Consider the following 16,381-nt stretch of genomic DNA (forward strand, 5'->3'; position numbering starts at 1 on the left):
GACGCCCTCTGGCGGTTAGCTCGCGACACGGCCGCTGTCGGGCGATGCGCGATAGCGGTGGTCGGTGGACCGGCGATGAGCGTGGGCCGACCTATCATTTCAGACATGTGTTGTCAGGTTCGTTTCACTGGTCAGGCAGTTATCACTACCGCGAACGCAGCCACGAAGTATTTGTGTCCGCTGTGTGTCATAGCTCGTATGCTATCCCTGTTGCAACTCGGCGGCGGAATCGGGACGCTGCCGGCGGTGCTCGCTGGCCTGGTCGTCATCGCTATCGTCCTGCTCGTCGGTCGGCTCGTGATGAAAGTCGCGTGGCGACTCGTCGTTATCGCCATCATCGCGGTCTCCGTGCTGTGGGGTCTCGGACTGCTGGGTCTGGGGCTCTAGAGACCGGAGAGGAAGTTCTCGATGACGTCGTGGCCGACCGCCGTCAGCACCGACTCGGGGTGGAACTGGACGGCTTCGATGGGGTATTCGCGGTGACGGACGCCCATCACCAGTTCGGTCTCACCGTCTGAGTCGGCCGGGTCCGACGGGCCCTCGGTCGTCGTCGCCGAGACCACGAACTCCTCGGGGACCTCCGTCGCGACCAGCGAGTGATAGCGCCCGCCCTGCAGCCCCTGTTCGAGCCCGGCGAAGACCCCCTCGCCGTCGTGGTCGATGGGGAACGCCTTCCCGTGAATGGGCTCGGGGGCGCGGCCGACCGTCCCGCCGTAGGCGTAGACGGCCGCTTCCAGCCCCAGACAGACGCCCAGCGTCGGCGTCTCGGGGCTCAGTTCGCGTAACACGTCCATCGTCACACCCACGTCCCGGTCGTTCTTCGGGTGACCCGGCCCGGGGGAGATGACGATGGCGTCCGGGTCGAACGCCCGGACCTCCTCCAGCGTGGCCGTGTTCCGAAGGACCTCGGTCTCCGCGTGTTCGGAGACGTACTCGACGAGGTTGTAGGTGAACGAGTCGAAGTTGTCGACGAACAGGACGCGGGGCTGGTCCGCCGCCGTCTCGCTCGCAGGGCCGGCGCTCATCGGCGGACCTCCACTTCGTCCGCGGGCGATTCGACCGCGTCGTCGCCCCGCGCTATCCGTTCGAGCGCCGCCAGCACGCCGTCCATCTTCTGTTCGGTCTCGACGTACTCGCTCTCGGGGTCGGAGTCGGCCACGATGCCGGCCCCGGCCTGCACCGTGATGCGGTCGTGGACCGGGTCACCGGTACCGTCCGGCAGCGAAACGCCTTCCTCGACGGTCGCCGAGCGGATGACGATGGCGAAGTCGGTGTCACCGCCCCAGTCGAAGTAGCCGACACCGCCGCCGTACGGGCCCCGTGGCGAGCGTTCCAGTTCGTCGATTATCTCCATCGCGCGAATCTTGGGTGCCCCCGAGAGCGTCCCCGCGGGGAACGTCGCCCGAGCGGCGTCGAAGGCGTCGCAGTCCGGCGAGAGCGTCCCAGTGACCGTCGACTCGATGTGCTGGACGTGGCTGTATTTGAGCACGTTCATGAACTCCTCGACGCGGACGGAGCCGGCCTCGGCGACGCGGCGCACGTCGTTTCGCGCCAGGTCGACCAGCATCGTGTGTTCGGCGCGCTCTTTCCCGTCGGCGAGCATCTCGCCGGCCAGCCGGCGGTCCTCGACGGGTGAGTTCCCCCGCGGGCAGGTGCCCGCGATGGGGTTCGAGACGACGCGGTCGCCGGCCACCGACACGAGCGTCTCGGGACTGGCGCCGACGATACTCAGGTCGTCGTAGCCCAGCAGATACATGTACGGCGATGGGTTCACCTCGCGCAGCGCCGCGTACAGCCCCAGCGTGTCCACGTCGCCGTACAGCTCCCGGGTCCGGGAGATGACGCCCTGGTAGATGTCCCCGGAGAGAACGTACTCCTTGGCCCGGGAAACGGCCTCTTCGTAGGCGTCCTGTGGCCCGGCCGTTTCGGCCTCGCGCGTGAACCCGCCGGTGTCGAGCGAGTCGGCGCCCGACAGGGCCGCCTCGACGCGCTCGGCTTCCGCGACGAGTTCGTCGTAGCGCTCGCCCGCGTCTTCGTGGGCGCGGACGACGGGCGTGAACACGAGTTCGACCGCCGCTTGGGCGTGGTCGAACCGCAGCGTCGAGGTCGTCAGGACGAACTGCGCGTCCGGGAACCGGGACTCCGGTCGGTCCATCCCGACCTCGTCGAGCCAGAGGTCGTACACCGCGTCGTAGGAGAGGAACCCGACGAGCCCGCCGTCGAGGTGCTGGCGGTCCATCTCGGGGAAGGCCCGCAGTTCCACGTCGGGCATCGCCGCCCGGAGGTCGTCGACCACGTCGCCGCCGTCGGTGGTCACGAGGTCCGCGTAGCGGTCGTCGAACACCTCGACTGAGCTCTCGTCGCCCGTGACCGTGACGACCGCCCGCGGGTCGTAGCCCACGAAGGAAAACCGGGCGTGGCGGTCGTCGGTCTCCGGGGCGAAGGCGCCGTCGGGGTCGCTGGAGGCGACCTTCTCGGCGCTCTCTAGGAGGAAGGTGTAGTCGCTCTCGGCGGCGTCGCTGGTCCGGCCCGAAAGCGCCGCGTAGGCCGCGAGCGGTTCGATGTCCACGTCGACCTGTGCCGCGGCGCGGACCACGACCGGCCGGTCGGCCTCGGCGTGCTCGACGAACTGCTCGCGCGAGATGTCGAGCGTCACGCCGACACCTCCGTCGCAGTCGCCGCGGTCGCGTTCGCGACGAACGCCCGGACGGCGTCGTGGTCTTTCACGCCGCCGTCCGACTCGACACCACTGGCCGTATCGACGGCGAACGGGCCGACTGTCTCGACGGCCTCGGCGACGTTGTCGGGGGTGAGCCCACCCGCCAGAATCACGGGGACGCCGAGCGAGTCGACGACCTCGCGCGTGCGCTCCCAGTCGTGGGTCTCGCCGGTCCCGCCGGCGCCCTCGTCGTCCACCGAATCCACCAGCACGGCGTCGGCGTGGTTCGCGTAGTCGGCCAGGTCGTCGGCCGCGGCGTCGACCACGGCGATAATCTGCTGGTTCACGCGCCCGGAGAGCGCGCCCAGCTCTGCCGGGGTGAGCCCGTCGTGGACCTGCACGACGTCGGGCTTGACGGCGTCGACCCGCTCGACTGCCGCCTGTACCGTCGTGGGCATCGTCACGAGCACGCTCGTCGCGAGCGGCGGGACGCCGGCCACGAGGTCGGCCGCGGTGGCCGCGTCGACCTCGCGGGGCGTGTCGACGGGGACCCCGTGGATGACGCCGACGGCGTCCGCGCCGGCCGCGACCACGGCGTCGCGGTCCCGAGCGGTGGTGACGCCACAGATTTTCACGCGCGTCATGCCCCGATCAGGTCCTCCAGCTTCGCGGCGGCGTCACCCGACTCGATGGCCTCGCGAGCGTGGTCGACACCCGCTTCGTGGCTCCCGGCGACGCCCGCGACGTATATCGCCGCGCCCGCGTTCGCGAGGATGATGTCCCGCTTCGCGCCGGTGACCTCGCCGGAGACGATTCCCCGGAGGTCCGCGGCGTTCTCCTCGGGCGAGCCGCCCGCGATAGCGCCGATGTCGTGCCGTTCGAGCCCCATGTCGGCGGGCGTGACGGTGTACTCCGAGATGGAGTCGCCGGTGACCTCGGCGACCGCCGTCTCGTCGTGGATGGCGATTTCGTCCAGCCCGCTCCCGTGGACGACGAGCGCCCGCTCGGTGTCCAGCCGGGCCAGCGCCTCCGCGAGGACCGGGACGAGGTCGGGGTCGTACACCCCGAGCACCTGCGCGTGGGCGCCGGCGGGGTTCGTCAGCGGCCCGAGGATGTTGAACACGGTCCGCATCCCCAGCTCCTTGCGCGGGCCGATGACGGCCTTCATCGCCGGGTGGAACACCGGCGCGAGCATGAAGCCGATACCGTCGCGTTCGATGCGTCGCTCGACGGCCGGCGGCTCGGCGTCCACGTCGACCCCGGCGACCTCCAGCACGTCGGCGCTGCCCGACGACGAGGACACCGAGTAGTTGCCGTGCTTGGCGATGGGGACGCCGGCCCCCGCCGCGACGATGGCGCTGGTCGTCGAGACGTTGATGGTGTTGTAGTCGTCACCGCCCGTGCCACACGTATCGACCAGCCCCGCCCGGTCGGGCTCGATGGTCCGGGCCGCGTCGCGCATCCCCTGTGCGAAGCCGGCGATTTCGGCCTCCGTCTCGCCTTTCGCCCGCAGCGACGACAGCAGTGCTCCGATCTGGGCCTCGGTGGCTTCCTCGAAGACGAGCGTCGCGACCTCGCGTGCCTCGTCCTGTGTCAGGTCCTCGCCGTCCGTGACGCGCTCGATGTAATCCTTCATATTGGTCACCAATGGCCTCTTTCGTGTTGTAATGTACAAATCTGCACACTGACTTAAGCCTATCGGGCTGGGGGAACGAAGCGCAGGTGTGGGGCGAACCAACAGACGACGTGCGGGTCTCCAATCCGAAACCTTCAATTATACCCCCCGGCAAGGATTGGTTGCACGAGGCAGCGAGGGTTCGTGGTCTAGGTCGGTTATGACACCTCCTTGACATGGAGGAGGCCGGCGGTTCAAATCCGCCCGAACCCACTACTTCTGTCGCGAACATCACCGTGAGCGACGAAATCGTCCGCGAGTACCCACTCTTTGTCGGTATCGTCTCACTCTTTCACCGGTTCGCCGGGTGCGTCCGGTGGGTTCGACAAACCGCCACGAGATTCCGGAGTACATGAGCATCGTCTAGCGACGCGTCCCTGTCGCGGCGGTCCATCCCCGCGACGGGACTGGTTCCGCCCTCGCGTATACCGTTCAGTTGTCGAATCCGAGGGCGTTTCAGTAGTTTCTTGGACGGGCCAACGGGATTACACGTATGGACGCCACCCTCGATTCGATTCAGTCGTTCGAACAGTTCGTGCTGCTCTCGGTCGTCGAGCTGTCGGCGGCGGGAGCGACGCCGGCCCACTCCTACGAGGTGACGGAGACCGCGAAGGCGCGCCTCGACGATATCGACCGCGACCCCTTCGGCGGCGTCGAGCGCCAGGAGGTCATCACCGCGCTGGGGGCGCTCGCCGACGCGGGGCTGCTCGCGAAGGCCGAGACGGAGTCGGCGACGGGGAAGGGACGGCCGGCCTACGAACTCGCGGCCGACAGCGAGGCCGTGCTGGCGTCGCTCTCCGGTAACGACGACGTCGGCTCGTACGCCCGGTCGCTGCGCGCGTAATCAGACGAAACTCGCGCTGGTCGCTCGCTCTTCGAGGGCCGACGGCTCGCCCGCTTCAAGGCGCTCCAGCCGGTCGGTGATGGTGTGGACTTCCTCGCCCTCCGTGCAGGGCGCGACGTGCGTGAGCTCGTCCTCGTCGTACTCGGCCAGTCCCATCACCGGGAGGACCATCGCGTCGTACGCCGCCCCGGTGACCTCGGAGTCGACAGTGGTCCGCTGGTAGAACGACTCCAGCGAGACGTTGTTCGAGAGCGCCCACTGCTTGAACTCGGCGACGCGATTGAGGATGTAGCGGCCCTCTTCGGTGGCGGCGGCCCCGGACTCGGGGGCGATCTGCTTGCCCCAGACGACGACGTTGTAGCCGGCTATCTCGTCGGTGCGGTCCAGTTCGTCGAGTTTGTCGATGACGCTCTCCTGGCGCTCTCCGGCGCCATCGGGCAACATGGACCTGACGTACAGTTCGATGTAGGGGGATGGCTGATTCATGGGTGTCTCGGAGATGAAGACGAGTCTACAAATACGTTCCGTGGGGAATGTACCCATGCTCCAGTGGAATATATACTCCTAGAACCTGATTTGGCCGGTCGTCAGCGTCGTTCGCACTCGTGAAGCGTCTCGTGAATCCCCACGATGAACGCCGGCACGACGACCATGAAGATGTGCTCCTCGATTGGGATGCCGAGCAGGTCGACGCCCGTCCGCAGTTTGATAGCGAACACGCCGACTTGGAGCGTGTACCAGTCCCAGACGTAGGCGATCGGGTAGAGCGCGACGATTGTCCGGCCGGCCCGTCCGAGCGCGTCGACCCGCCAGAGGAGCAAAAAAGCGAAAGTCCCGAAGACCACTTCCGTTACCAGATACGTGTAGGGGCCGAACACACTGATGTCGGGGAGCATATCCGACAGAGGGCGCGGACATCCTAAACGTTGTCCCAACCCCCACGAGGTGGGAATGTAACCAACCTTGATAACCCTTCACGTATAACCTCAGGTCGTGAAGCACGATGGATATTTCTGACATCGCCACGAGAGAGTTTGTCGAAGTCGACGCCAGCAAGCGGCTCGGGAAGGTCCGCGCGATCTTCGAGCGGGAGAACCCGAAAGGCATCATCGTCACCGAGGACGGTGCCTACGCCGGCGTCATCACGCAGAAGCAGTTGGTTCAGTCCCACGTCGAGGACGACGCGAAAGCCGGGGCGATGACGCGCTCTGCGCCGAAGGTCGAGCGGACGGCCGACGTGCGCAAGGTCGCACGCGTGCTCGTCGAGGGCGGGACGAAAGTCGCGCCGGTGTTTCAGGGCGAGGAGCTCTGGGGTATCATCACCGAGGACGCCATTCTCGAAGCGGTCATCGAGAACCTCGACGCCCTGACCATCGAGCAGATCTACACGGAGGACGTCATCACCGTCGACGAGGACACCAACGTCGGTCAGGTCGTCAACCTCCTGCGGAAACACAGCATCTCACGGCTCCCGGTGCTCGACGACACCGACGGCCTCACCGGGATGGTCACCCGCCACGACATCGTCGACGTGGTCGTCCGGGACATGGACAAGGCCACCCGCGGCGACCGCTCGGGCGAGATCGAGCGGGTGCTGGACCTGCCCGTCTACGACGTGATGAACAGCCCCGTCGAGACGGCCGAGCTGAGCGATTCGGTCCGGGACGCCGTCGAGCGCATGCTGGACCACGACTTCGCCGGGCTGGTCGTGACCGACGACGTGAACCACGTCATCGGCATCGTCACCAAGACGGACGTGCTCCGGGCGCTGACCTACACCGAGGAGGACCACATGGACGTCCAGATCACCAACATCTCGCTGCTGGACACCATCTCCCGGGAGGACATCCGCGCCGACATCAGCAAGGTCGCGGACAAGTACCAGGCGATGCAGGTCCAGCACGCCCACGTCCGGTTCCACGAGCACAAGGAGAAGCTCCGTGGCACCCCGCTCATCCAGTGTCAGATTCGCCTCCGGACCAACAAGGGTCAGGCCGCCGGCTCCGGCGAGGGGTACGGCGCCGAGATGGCGTTCAACGTCGCGCTCGACAAGCTAGAGCGCAACGTCCTCGAACGGAAAGGCGTCCAAGCTGACGAGGAGTACCGCGGCCAGTTGCTCCGGAAGCTCGGCGAGCTGTAGCGGTCAGTTCGCGGTGGTGTTGCCCGTCGGGGTCTCGTCGGTGACGCCACCGTTGCCGCCATCTGTCTCCTGCCACCAGTCCTGCGCATCGAGGAGGGCGTCCTCCTCGTCTTCCGCCAGCGGGCTGGCGTTGATGGTAACGAGCCGCTCGTTGTCGCCGAAGGGCGTCCACTCCTGATTCACCTCGTACACCTGGGGCTGGTCCGAGTCGTCGTCCTCGTCCGGGATGAACCCGAGGTCCGAGTCGTACTGGCCGACAGGGGCGTCCTCGGCGACGAACAGCGGGACCACCTCGTCGGTGTCCAGCCACCGAATCTGATACGTGTTGTAGTCGGTGAAGAAGCTGTCCCGGACGTCGCCGTAGTTCGGGGTGAATTCGACCACGTCCGAGACGAAGACGAACCGGCCGTTGGGGTGGAAGTTCGAGATGAAGATGAGCGCCTGCCACCCCTCGCCGAGGATGCCGCCGTCGTCCTCCTGCGCAGCGGCGGTCCCGGACGCCCCGAGCAAGAGCCCGCCCGAGGCGAGCGCGCCTTTCTTCATGAACTCCCGTCTGGAGTCGGCGATGCGATTGAGCAGTGTCTCGTTCGTGTCGTCGGTCATAACAATGGCCTCCGCCCTTAGTAGCCGGTGTACGGGCCTAAGAACTGGGCCTGCGTACGCTGGCGGACGTGCGACGACGCCGCGTCCGGGACTGCGGGCGACGACCGGAGTGGGCGCGCTACGGAGCGGTCTGCCCGCCGTATGCCACCGGGAGCTATTTGCATTTGCCACAGGTGGAGCCACGCATGGGTCGGTCTCACCACCGCGCTGTGCTCCCGTGTACCCTCCTGCTCGTCCTCCTCGGCATCGCGCCGGTCGTCGGCAGCGCCGCCCCGCCGCCGCGGCCGCTCTGTGACGCCTGTGGCGACTCCTTCGAGACGACCGCCGAACGGCACGGCGTCTCGCTGTCGGTCGAGCGGAGCACGGCGACAGTCACCGTCCACGGCGACGGGACGGCGACGTGGGTCGTCCGCAACCGGCTCGCGGCGGGGACAGACCGCCTCCGGTCGAACGCGACGCTGCGACGGGCCATCGCCGAGCGGGCGATGTGGGACACCGAGTTGCGCGGGTCGACCGTCACCGCCGACAGCGTCATGCTCCGGTACCGCGAGCCCGGCTTCGCCGACCCCGCCCCCGGCGACACGCTCCACTCGGGCGAGTTCACCGCCGCCTACGGCTACCGGAACCTCGACGGCCTCGGCGCGGACCGTCTCACCGTGGTCGCCCCGCCGGGGACCCGAATCGACCGAGCAGTGCCCGGTGCGACGGTCGCCGACGACGGGTCGCGGATGACCCTGACGGCGCTGGACCGGGGTACCGTCGTCACGTTCGTCCCTCGTGACAGCGCCGTCGGCCCGCTGTGGAGCCTCGTCGCCCTGGCCTCCCTCGTCGGCCCCGTCGCGGTCGTAAACGCCGTCGTTCTGGTCGGACTGCCGGCGGTGGTCGCCGCGGCGACCGTCTCTGTCGTCGGGTACGGCCGCGACCGGGCCGACGCGAGGCTGGTCCCGGAGCTCGACCCCGCCGGGCCGGGACTGGCAGTGTGGGGCGCTGCGCTGGTGGCGCTGTCGCTGGTCGGCGCCAGACTGAACGCCGGCGGACCGGCGATGACCGGGGTCGGTATCGGTGCCACCGTCGCCGGCCTCGGCGGTGTACTCGGCCGCCGCGGCGTCCGCGAGGTCGTTTCGTACCGCCTGCTCGTCGGTGTCGCCGCCCTCGGTGCCGGGCTGGCCGCCGCTGTCACGCTGGTCGCAACGACCCTTGTATCCGGGAACAGCCTCACGTGGTCGGCCGTCGGCAGCCTCCCACTGCTGGGGCCGCTGTTCGCGCTCCTCCCGGCGGGGTACGCGCTCGAACGGGGGCGGACGGACCGCGCCGTCCTCACCGCCGCCGCCGGGGTCGCGGTCGCGCTGTTGCCGGCCGTCCCGCTGTTCGGGCCGGTCACCGGTCTCGGGTGGCTCCTCGTCCCCTACGTGCTGGGCACGACTGGTCTGGGGCTGCTCCTCGGGTCGCCGCTACTCGCCGTCGGCGTCGCACTCGGTCGGCGGTGAGAAGCGCGGGACGAGTAGCCGGTCGGTATGTCGAACGCACCCGGCCGCAGGTGGCACTACGCCTCTTTGAGTGACCGTGTTGTATGCTATCACTGGTGATCTGCAATGCACACGACCAAACAGGAGCTCCCGACACTGATGGAGACGCCGGACGCCGTCGTCCAGCAGCAGACCGACTTCGGCGAACTCCCCGCTGATACCACGCTGAGCGCCGAACACATGCAATTCACGGCCGGAACGGACATCACCCCGCTGCTGGAGGGGCTGCCGGAGGACCACTGCCCGGTCCCACACTGGGGCTACGTCGTCGAGGGCGAGATAACCATCCGGTACGTCGACGGCAGCGAGGAGACCGACCGCGGCGGCGACGTGGTCTACTGGCCGCCGGGCCACACCGCCGTCGCGGAGCGGGACACCGAGGTCGTCCTCTTCAGTCCGCAGGACGACCACCGAGAGGTGTTCGACCACATGGCGGCGAAGATGGAGGAGTGAGAGGGGGTCGGGAACCCGGAATTATACGTTCCGCTTCGGTAGGTCTCCGTATGACCGTCCGGCTTCGTGACGCGACGCCAGCGGACGTAGACAGGCTCTGTGAGGTCAACAGAGTCGCTATCGAAACGCTCGGGACCGAGCCATACGACGAGCACCAGATTGCAGCGTGGAAGCGCGGCGTCGACCCGGAGCTGTATCCGATCGAGGCTGCCGAGACGCATTTTCTCGTCGCCGAAACGGACGAGCGAGTCGTCGGATTCGGCTGGATGAAACCCGAAGCTGACGAGTACTTCACGATCGACGTCAGCGGAGAGATCACCGGTATGTACGTGCATCCGACCGCCGCGAGGAACGGGGTCGGAACGCGGCTCCTCGGTGAACTCGAACGGGCGGCAAGAGACCGCTCGGTGGAATCACTCGGCCTCTGGGCCTCGCTCAACGCGGTGTCGTTCTATCGAAAACACGGCTACGAGACGATGGGCGAGCAAGCGCTCGAATACGACGACGGAACCGAACTGCCGGTCGAAGAGATGCGAAAGGTGCTTTAGCTGACCAGCCGCGTGGCCGTGAGCGGCCTGTGTTTTTCCCCAGAGTGGCGTCCACAGGGCCTCGGAGCGGCCCGAGAACACCCGACGAAGTGAAAAGTGGGCTTACTGGAAGCCGATGCGGCCGCTGCCGCCGGGCTGGCGCTGCGGGCTGGAGCCGCCCTTGAACTCCTCTTGCATCTGCTCGTAGTACTCCCGGATCTCGTCGTTGATGGTCGGGCGAACGCTCTCCATGGCCTGTCGGAAGTGGCGCATCTCGACCTCCTCCGCGTCGTCGGCCTCGCGCAGGGCCTCGATGGCCGCCTCGCGGGTGATGGACTCCAGATCGGAGCCGACGAACCCGCTACTGCGTTCGGCCAGCTCGCGCAGGCTCACGTCGGGGGCGAGCGGCGTGTCGTCGGTGTGGATGCGCAGGATCTGTTCGCGGCCGTCCACGTCGGGCTCGCCGATCATCACGAGGCGGTCGAACCGGCCCGAGCGGATGAGCGCCGGGTCGATCATGTCGGGACGGTTGGTCGCGCCGATGACCATCACGTCCTCCATCTCTTCTAACCCGTCGAGCTCCGTCAGGAGCTGGTTGACGACGCGCTCGGAGACGTTCGACCCCATCTCCCCGCCCCGCCCCGGTGCCAGCGAGTCGAGCTCGTCGAAGAAGATGATAGTCGGGGCGACCTGCCGCGCCTTGCGGAAGGTCTGGCGGATGGCCTTCTCCGATTCGCCGACCCACTTCGAGAGCAGTTGCGGGCCACGGACGCTGATGAAGTTGGCGTCGGTCTCGTTGGCGACGGCCTTCGCCATCAGCGTCTTGCCGGTGCCGGGCGGGCCGTAGAGCAACACGCCCGAGGGCGGCGTCACGCCCATGCGCTCGAACTTCTCGGGGGAGCTCATCGGCCACTCGACGGCCTCCTGGACCTGCTCTTTGGCCTCGTTGAGGCCGCCGACGCTGTCCCAGGACATCTTCGGGAGCTCGACCAGCACCTCCCGCATCGCCGACGGGCTCACCTCGTTGAGCGCGCCCTTGAAGTCCTCCCGTTTGATTATCATCCGGTCGATGAGACTGGGCGGGATGTCCTCCTCGTCGAGGTCGATTTCGGGGAGGTACCGGCGCAGGGCTTTCATCGCGGCCTCCTTGGTCAGACTCTCGATGTCGGCGCCGACGAAGCCGTGGGTGTCGGTGGCGAGCTTCGAGAGGGTCACGTCGTCCGACAGCGGCATCCCGCGGGTGTGGATCTGGAGTATCTCCTCGCGGCCAACCTCGTCCGGAACGCCGATCTCGATCTCGCGGTCGAAGCGGCCCGGGCGACGCAGCGCCGGGTCGACGCTGTCGACGCGGTTCGTCGCCGCGATGACGATGACCTGCCCGCGCGATTCGAGGCCGTCCATCATCGTCAGGAGCTGGGCGACGACGCGGCGTTCGACCTCGCCGGTCACGTCCTCGCGTTTGGGCGCGATGGAGTCCAGTTCGTCGATGAAGATGATGGCGGGGGACTCCTCGCTGGCGTCCTCGAATATCTCCCGCAGCTGCTGTTCGCTCTCCCCGTAGTACTTCGAGATGATCTCCGGCCCGGCGATAGAGAAGAAACTGGCGGATGTCTCGTTGGCGACGGCTTTCGCGAGCAGGGTCTTCCCCGTGCCCGGCGGGCCGTGCAGCAGGACCCCCTGTGGCGGCTCGATGCCGAGTTTCTTGAATATCTGGGGGTGTTTCATCGGCAGCTCGACCATCTCGCGGACCCGCTGAATCTCGTTTTGCAGCCCGCCGATGTCTTCGTAGGTGATGCCACCGCCCGTTTTTTCGAAGCCCGAGATGGGCTCCTCGCGAAGTTCCACTTCAGTGTCCTCGGTGATGAGACAGACGCCCTCCGGCTCGGTTTCGACGGCGATGAGCGGAATCGCTTGCCCGGGCGAGCGCATGAACGGGTGGTTCGTGGAGCTCATGACGGGGACGATGTCGCGCTCGACGACCGGCCGTTTCAGAATCTGCCGTTTGACCATGCCGGCCGCGTCGGAGCCAAACTGCACCGACGCCTCCTCGGGCGGAGCCAGCACGAGCTTGTCCGCCTTCTCCGCTTCCGCCTTGCGGATAGTCACGCGTTCGCCGATGCCGACGTCGGCGTTCTGTCGCGTGAACCCGTCGATGCGAACCGTGTCCGTGTTCCAGTCCTGCCGGTCCGCACGCCACACCTTCGCAGCCGTCGTATCGCTACCCTCGATTTCGATGATATCACCGGGCGAGAGCTTGAGATGCAACAACGTATCGGGGTCAAGACGGGCGATGCCACGACCCGAGTCGTTCGGGTACGCTTTCGCCACTTCTAGTTGCACTTCGTTCATAGAGTGAGACTACCACGAACTCCGTCACGGCGGGAGATATGCTTTATGCTACCGGCGGGCGCGACGAGCAGCGACGGGTTTTTATGTTGACTGGTATCACACACCATGTCTTCGGCCCGAATCAGGTGAGTACGTCGCCCGTTTCCGCCGATTACTCGTGCGTGGACCGTTCCGAGACCTCAATCGAGAGCCAGCGGCGCGGCCTGCTCGATTGCGGCTCCGGTGAGGTCACCCTGTCGGAGAATCGTCGCCGTCCCGGCCCCACCAGAGGCGAGCGAGAGGATGGTCGAAGCGCGGGTGGTGCCGTCCGGTTCGCCCCCGAGGATGTAGTCGACCGACCCGCCGACGTGGTCGGCCGCCAGTTCGACGTCGACCAGTCGGTCGTCGGGCACCGTCCCGGAGCGGTTCGCCGAGGTCATCGCGACGGGGCCACCGACGGCGTCGGCGAAGGCCCGCCACACCGGGTTCGAGAGACAGCCGACACTGACGGTCCCGTCCCGACAGCAACGGTCGTCCAGGTCGGGGGCGTCCCGTTCGAGCACCAGGTTCAGCGGTCCGGGCCAGAACGCCTCGGTCAGTGCGTCGACGACAGCGGGGTCGTCGTGGCGGGCGAACCGACGCCAGTCGTCCGGGTCGCGAACGAACAGCGTCAGCGGCTTGTCCCTCGGCCGGTCCTTGCTGTCGTAGACGCGCTCGATGGCGGTCGGGCTGTCGGGCACGACTGTCAGCGCCATGTTCGTGTCGCTGGGAGCCACGACGACACCGCCGTCGCGGACGCAGGCGGCCGCGAGCGAGATGTGCTCGTCCGACGGCGAGAGTATCTGCGCGGACATGTCAGGGGAGAGTTACGCCATCTTCAAAACAGTCCGGGTCTCCGGTCGGTGTCAGTGTGGCCCGTCCACCGACCGTCCGGCGTCGAGTGGGACTGAAAAGGCGACGCGGACTGCCGCCACCGCCGCGTTTGATAAGGCTGGACCCGGAATGCGCGGTATGGTATTTCTCGTTCCCTTCGACGGGTCGCCGCTGGCCGACGCCGCCCTCGACCGCGCGGTCGACTACGCGGCCGCCATGGACGCCGAAGTCGTCGCCGTCAGTCTGGTCCCGACGGGCGCTGACTACGCCGTGCGCCGTCGCCGGGTCGACCCCCACGAGGACTTCGCCGCCGAGACCGCGGCCAGCGACCTCCGGCGGAAGATCGAGGAGGCGACCGACGACGCCGAGCTCAACTACGAGGACGTGAGCGCCTACTCGGCCAACGAGCTCTCCGACACCGTCCGGCAGGTCGCCCGGGACGTAGACGCCAGCGTGGTCTTCCTCGGCAGCGCCGACACCGACGACGTCGTCGTCCCGATCTCCGAACTCGACGACGAGGACGCCTACGACGTCCACATCGTTCGTCGAACCTAGCGACGGCCGGAGCGAGTTGCGCGAGCGCGGTCCTGAACAGCCGGAAAGCCCCGCGGTCCGGGCTCCCGCAACGAGTCCCGCGAGCGGTGCTTTCTGGCTGCTTGCGATCTCGTCCGCTGAACGATAGCCTGCGGTGTGGTAGCCTTTTGATTCTCCGGGGCGAGATGCGGGTATGCGAACACTCGCTTTCGACGGCCGAATGGGGGCCGCCGGCGATATGATTCTCGCCGCGCTGCTCGACGCCGGCGCCGACCGGGACGCGCTCGACCCGGTCGAGCGAGCGCTGGACGTGGAGTACGTCGTCTCGACGGTCGACCGGAACGGCATCAGCGCAACCGGCGTCGAAGTGGTGCTGACAGACGCCGCGCCGGACGGCGGAAACGGCGACGAGAATCGCGACCACGGGGACCGCGCCGCCGAGGGCCACGGCCCACACCGCACGTATCCGGAGGTCGTCGACATCGTCGAGGGGATGGCCCTGCCCGACGCCGTCGCGTCGGACGCGCTCGGAATCTTCGAGATTCTCGGCGAAGCCGAGGCCGCGGTCCACGGCACCGACCTCGAAGAGACGCACTTCCACGAGGTCGGGGCCGACGACGCCATCGCAGACGTCGTCGGCGCCGCCCTGTTACTCGCCGACCTCGACGTCGAGCGGGCGGTGACGACTCCGCTGTCGACCGGCGGCGGCACAGTCACGATGAGCCACGGGACCTACCCGGTGCCGACGCCCGCGGTCGTCGAAATCGCCGAGCGGGCCGACTGGGCGCTGCGGGGCGGTCCAGTCGACGCGGAACTGCTGACGCCGACCGGCGCGGCCATCCTCGCGGGCGTCGCCGACGGTGTCGAACACGTCCCGTCGCTGACCGTCGCGGGGTCGGGCTACGGCGCCGGGGCACGTGAGTTCGCGGAGCACCCGAACGTCCTCCGGGCGATGGTCGGCGAGCGCGAGGGTGGCCTGCGTCGCGACGACATCACGGTGCTCGAGACGAATCTCGACGACGCGCCGCCGGAAGTGCTGGGCGACCTCCACCGCTCGCTGAAGGCCGTCGGGGCGCGGGACGTGTCGGTTCTCCCGGTGACGATGAAGAAATCGCGCCCCGGCCACCTGGTGAAGGTCGTCTGCAAGCCCGACGACGCCGACCGGGTCGCCCGCCGTCTCGCCGAGGAGACCGGCACGCTGGGCATCCGTGAACACGGCGCTGGCCACCGCTGGGTGGCCGACCGGGCCTTCGAGACGGTCGAGGTGGCGATCGACGGCGAGACGTACGAGGTGGCGGTGAAGATAGCGAGCGACACTGACGGGACCGTCTACGACGTGAGCTGCGAGTTCGACGACGCGGCGGCCGTGGCCGAGGCGACGGGCGCACCAGTCCGGCAGGTCATCGAGCGAGCCGAGCGGCTGGTCCGGGAGTGAGACGCGGTCACAGCGCCGTCAGCGGTCGGTCGGGTCCGCCCCGTCGAGGGGTCCACCGCGGTGTTCGACCAGCGCCTCCTCGATACTGAGTTCGCCCGCCGCGACCCGGCGAGCCAGCTCGGCGTCGATGGCCCGGTTAGTGTCGCTCGCCTCGCGCGAGCGGTCCTTGATACGCTGGAGTTCCCCCGCCGTGGGTTCGATATCCCGGCTGGTGATTTCCTCGCCCGCCCGACGGGCGATGTTCGCCGCCGCCAGCACGTCGCCCATCCCGCGGGCGCCGCTTCCGAGATAGGGCGTCGTCCCCGTCTCGTCGACCAGTTCGACCGGGACGTCGTCGATGTCGTCGATGACGCGTGACCCCACCAGCCGGGCGCCGTCGCCGATGCGCACGAGCGGGTCGGGGGCGTCCTCGACCTCGCGACGGACCGCCTCGGCGGCCTCTGTGGCCGGCACCTGAAACGCGGCTACGACCGTCTCGCCGTGGAGCACGGCGATGCCCGGCCGCTCGCCCGGGTCGATACCGACCACGGTGCGCCCGGGTTCGCCCCGGAGCGCCTCGATAGCGTCCTCGACCGCCCGCCGGGGGCGCTCGGGGTCGGCTCCCACGCGCTCGACGCCGTCGGGAATCTCCACGGCCTCGCCCGCCGCCACGACCGCGACCGCGGTGTCCTCGGGCCACTCGTCGCCGGGCTCGATGGTGGTAAAGTCGACGCCGCGGTCGCGCAGCTCCGTGACCACGCCGTGGTACACCTCGAAGTCGCCCGTGGCAACGACTATCACAGCC

The 16,381-nt window shown here is 68.0% G+C and carries 18 protein-coding genes and 1 tRNA gene; 9 read left to right on the top strand and 10 right to left on the bottom strand.

The genetic code is table 11. The features are described 5' to 3' along the window. Positions 1–198 precede the first annotated feature (198 nt). A complete protein-coding gene (locus NDI56_RS09020) occupies positions 199–387 on the top strand; it encodes a DUF8029 family protein (protein WP_310919135.1) in 189 nt (62 codons plus the stop codon). Here NDI56_RS09020 and trpG read toward each other — a convergent pair. From trpG to trpD, 4 genes are read right to left on the bottom strand one after another with little or no spacing between them, the layout of a single operon-like run. Further along, the gene (gene trpG / locus NDI56_RS09025; RefSeq protein ID WP_310919136.1) at positions 384–1,025 is read right to left on the bottom strand and encodes an anthranilate synthase component II; all 642 of its coding nucleotides are present in this window, start codon (positions 1,023–1,025) and stop codon (positions 384–386) included. The two genes, NDI56_RS09020 and trpG, sit on opposite strands and share 4 nt — an antisense overlap. After that, positions 1,022–2,656, bottom strand: coding sequence for an anthranilate synthase component I (gene trpE / locus NDI56_RS09030; RefSeq protein ID WP_310919137.1), 1,635 nt, complete (start codon positions 2,654–2,656; stop codon positions 1,022–1,024). The genes trpG and trpE overlap by 4 nt, the downstream gene beginning before the upstream one ends. Then, complete coding sequence (locus NDI56_RS09035; protein ID WP_310919138.1) at positions 2,653–3,303, bottom strand: phosphoribosylanthranilate isomerase; 651 nt, start codon at positions 3,301–3,303, stop codon at positions 2,653–2,655. The genes trpE and NDI56_RS09035 overlap by 4 nt, the downstream gene beginning before the upstream one ends. After that, positions 3,300–4,295, bottom strand: a complete 996-nt coding sequence (gene trpD / locus NDI56_RS09040; protein WP_310919139.1) for an anthranilate phosphoribosyltransferase — start codon at positions 4,293–4,295, stop codon at positions 3,300–3,302. Before trpD ends, NDI56_RS09035 begins: the two co-directional genes overlap by 4 nt. Before the next feature lie 177 nt (positions 4,296–4,472). On the opposite strand from trpD, the gene NDI56_RS09045 reads away from it, so the two are divergent. After that, positions 4,473–4,547: transfer RNA gene (locus NDI56_RS09045), tRNA-Val, on the top strand. 280 nt (positions 4,548–4,827) lie between these two features. Further along, positions 4,828–5,178, top strand: coding sequence for a hypothetical protein (locus NDI56_RS09050; RefSeq protein WP_310919141.1), 351 nt, complete (start codon positions 4,828–4,830; stop codon positions 5,176–5,178). Here the strand turns inward: NDI56_RS09050 and NDI56_RS09055 are convergent, their stop codons facing one another. Further along, on the bottom strand, positions 5,179–5,664 hold the full coding sequence (locus NDI56_RS09055; RefSeq protein ID WP_335342705.1) for an HTH domain-containing protein: 486 nt from the start codon (positions 5,662–5,664) through the stop codon (positions 5,179–5,181). A gap of 101 nt (positions 5,665–5,765) precedes the next feature. Then, entirely contained in the window at positions 5,766–6,074 is a 309-nt protein-coding gene (locus tag NDI56_RS09060) for a lycopene cyclase domain-containing protein (RefSeq protein ID WP_310919143.1), read from the bottom strand. A 107-nt stretch (positions 6,075–6,181) separates the two neighbouring features. Between NDI56_RS09060 and NDI56_RS09065 the strand changes: the two genes are divergently transcribed. Then, positions 6,182–7,318, top strand: coding sequence for a CBS domain-containing protein (locus NDI56_RS09065; RefSeq protein ID WP_310919144.1), 1,137 nt, complete (start codon positions 6,182–6,184; stop codon positions 7,316–7,318). A 3-nt stretch (positions 7,319–7,321) separates the two neighbouring features. Here the strand turns inward: NDI56_RS09065 and NDI56_RS09070 are convergent, their stop codons facing one another. Next, a complete protein-coding gene (locus NDI56_RS09070; RefSeq protein ID WP_310919145.1) occupies positions 7,322–7,921 on the bottom strand; it encodes a hypothetical protein in 600 nt (199 codons plus the stop codon). A gap of 185 nt (positions 7,922–8,106) precedes the next feature. Here NDI56_RS09070 and NDI56_RS09075 point away from each other — a divergent pair, with 185 nt between their 5' ends. The 3 genes from NDI56_RS09075 to NDI56_RS09085 all read left to right on the top strand — a co-directional run bounded on the left by NDI56_RS09075 (position 8,107) and on the right by NDI56_RS09085 (position 10,448). Further along, positions 8,107–9,408 carry a hypothetical protein gene (locus NDI56_RS09075; RefSeq protein WP_310919146.1) on the top strand — a complete coding sequence of 434 codons (1,302 nt, stop codon included), beginning with the start codon at positions 8,107–8,109 and terminating at the stop codon, positions 9,406–9,408. 105 nt (positions 9,409–9,513) lie between these two features. Continuing rightward, positions 9,514–9,900, top strand: coding sequence for a cupin domain-containing protein (locus NDI56_RS09080; RefSeq protein ID WP_310919147.1), 387 nt, complete (start codon positions 9,514–9,516; stop codon positions 9,898–9,900). A gap of 50 nt (positions 9,901–9,950) precedes the next feature. Further along, positions 9,951–10,448, top strand: a complete 498-nt coding sequence (locus NDI56_RS09085) for a GNAT family N-acetyltransferase (protein WP_310919148.1) — start codon at positions 9,951–9,953, stop codon at positions 10,446–10,448. 102 nt (positions 10,449–10,550) lie between these two features. On the opposite strand, the gene NDI56_RS09090 is transcribed toward NDI56_RS09085, so the two are convergent. After that, positions 10,551–12,776 (bottom strand): CDC48 family AAA ATPase, encoded by a 2,226-nt coding sequence (locus tag NDI56_RS09090; protein WP_310919149.1) that lies wholly within the window; start codon positions 12,774–12,776, stop codon positions 10,551–10,553. Positions 12,777–12,955: 179 nt separating this feature from the next. Next, entirely contained in the window at positions 12,956–13,609 is a 654-nt protein-coding gene (locus NDI56_RS09095) for an L-threonylcarbamoyladenylate synthase (protein ID WP_310919150.1), read from the bottom strand. 157 nt (positions 13,610–13,766) lie between these two features. Between NDI56_RS09095 and NDI56_RS09100 the strand changes: the two genes are divergently transcribed. Beyond that, positions 13,767–14,183, top strand: a complete 417-nt coding sequence (locus NDI56_RS09100) for a universal stress protein (RefSeq protein WP_310919151.1) — start codon at positions 13,767–13,769, stop codon at positions 14,181–14,183. Between the two features lie 172 nt (positions 14,184–14,355). Then, a complete protein-coding gene (gene larC, locus NDI56_RS09105) occupies positions 14,356–15,597 on the top strand; it encodes a nickel pincer cofactor biosynthesis protein LarC (RefSeq protein ID WP_310919152.1) in 1,242 nt (413 codons plus the stop codon). A gap of 18 nt (positions 15,598–15,615) precedes the next feature. Here larC and NDI56_RS09110 read toward each other — a convergent pair whose 3' ends face one another. Next, positions 15,616–16,377 (bottom strand): hypothetical protein, encoded by a 762-nt coding sequence (locus NDI56_RS09110; RefSeq protein ID WP_310919153.1) that lies wholly within the window; start codon positions 16,375–16,377, stop codon positions 15,616–15,618. Between the last annotated feature and the right edge of the window lie 4 nt (positions 16,378–16,381).

It is taken from the genome of Halomicroarcula saliterrae (assembly GCF_031624395.1).
GTDB lineage: Archaea > Halobacteriota > Halobacteria > Halobacteriales > Haloarculaceae > Haloarcula > Haloarcula saliterrae.

What these genes read in the sequence shown, in the direction of transcription:
- NDI56_RS09020 (WP_310919135.1), top strand. Translation starts at nt 199, where the DNA reads ATGCTATCCCTGTTGCAACTCGGCGGCGGAATCGGGACGCTGCCGGCG.
- trpG (WP_310919136.1), bottom strand. Translation starts at nt 1,025, where the DNA reads ATGAGCGCCGGCCCTGCGAGCGAGACGGCGGCGGACCAGCCCCGCGTC.
- NDI56_RS09035 (WP_310919138.1), bottom strand. Translation starts at nt 3,303, where the DNA reads ATGACGCGCGTGAAAATCTGTGGCGTCACCACCGCTCGGGACCGCGAC.
- trpD (WP_310919139.1), bottom strand. Translation starts at nt 4,295, where the DNA reads ATGAAGGATTACATCGAGCGCGTCACGGACGGCGAGGACCTGACACAG.
- NDI56_RS09050 (WP_310919141.1), top strand. Translation starts at nt 4,828, where the DNA reads ATGGACGCCACCCTCGATTCGATTCAGTCGTTCGAACAGTTCGTGCTG.
- NDI56_RS09055 (WP_335342705.1), bottom strand. Translation starts at nt 5,664, where the DNA reads ATGAATCAGCCATCCCCCTACATCGAACTGTACGTCAGGTCCATGTTG.
- NDI56_RS09060 (WP_310919143.1), bottom strand. Translation starts at nt 6,074, where the DNA reads ATGCTCCCCGACATCAGTGTGTTCGGCCCCTACACGTATCTGGTAACG.
- NDI56_RS09065 (WP_310919144.1), top strand. Translation starts at nt 6,182, where the DNA reads ATGGATATTTCTGACATCGCCACGAGAGAGTTTGTCGAAGTCGACGCC.
- NDI56_RS09070 (WP_310919145.1), bottom strand. Translation starts at nt 7,921, where the DNA reads ATGACCGACGACACGAACGAGACACTGCTCAATCGCATCGCCGACTCC.
- NDI56_RS09075 (WP_310919146.1), top strand. Translation starts at nt 8,107, where the DNA reads ATGGGTCGGTCTCACCACCGCGCTGTGCTCCCGTGTACCCTCCTGCTC.
- NDI56_RS09080 (WP_310919147.1), top strand. Translation starts at nt 9,514, where the DNA reads ATGCACACGACCAAACAGGAGCTCCCGACACTGATGGAGACGCCGGAC.
- NDI56_RS09085 (WP_310919148.1), top strand. Translation starts at nt 9,951, where the DNA reads ATGACCGTCCGGCTTCGTGACGCGACGCCAGCGGACGTAGACAGGCTC.
- NDI56_RS09090 (WP_310919149.1), bottom strand. Translation starts at nt 12,776, where the DNA reads ATGAACGAAGTGCAACTAGAAGTGGCGAAAGCGTACCCGAACGACTCG.
- NDI56_RS09095 (WP_310919150.1), bottom strand. Translation starts at nt 13,609, where the DNA reads ATGTCCGCGCAGATACTCTCGCCGTCGGACGAGCACATCTCGCTCGCG.
- NDI56_RS09100 (WP_310919151.1), top strand. Translation starts at nt 13,767, where the DNA reads ATGGTATTTCTCGTTCCCTTCGACGGGTCGCCGCTGGCCGACGCCGCC.
- larC (WP_310919152.1), top strand. Translation starts at nt 14,356, where the DNA reads ATGCGAACACTCGCTTTCGACGGCCGAATGGGGGCCGCCGGCGATATG.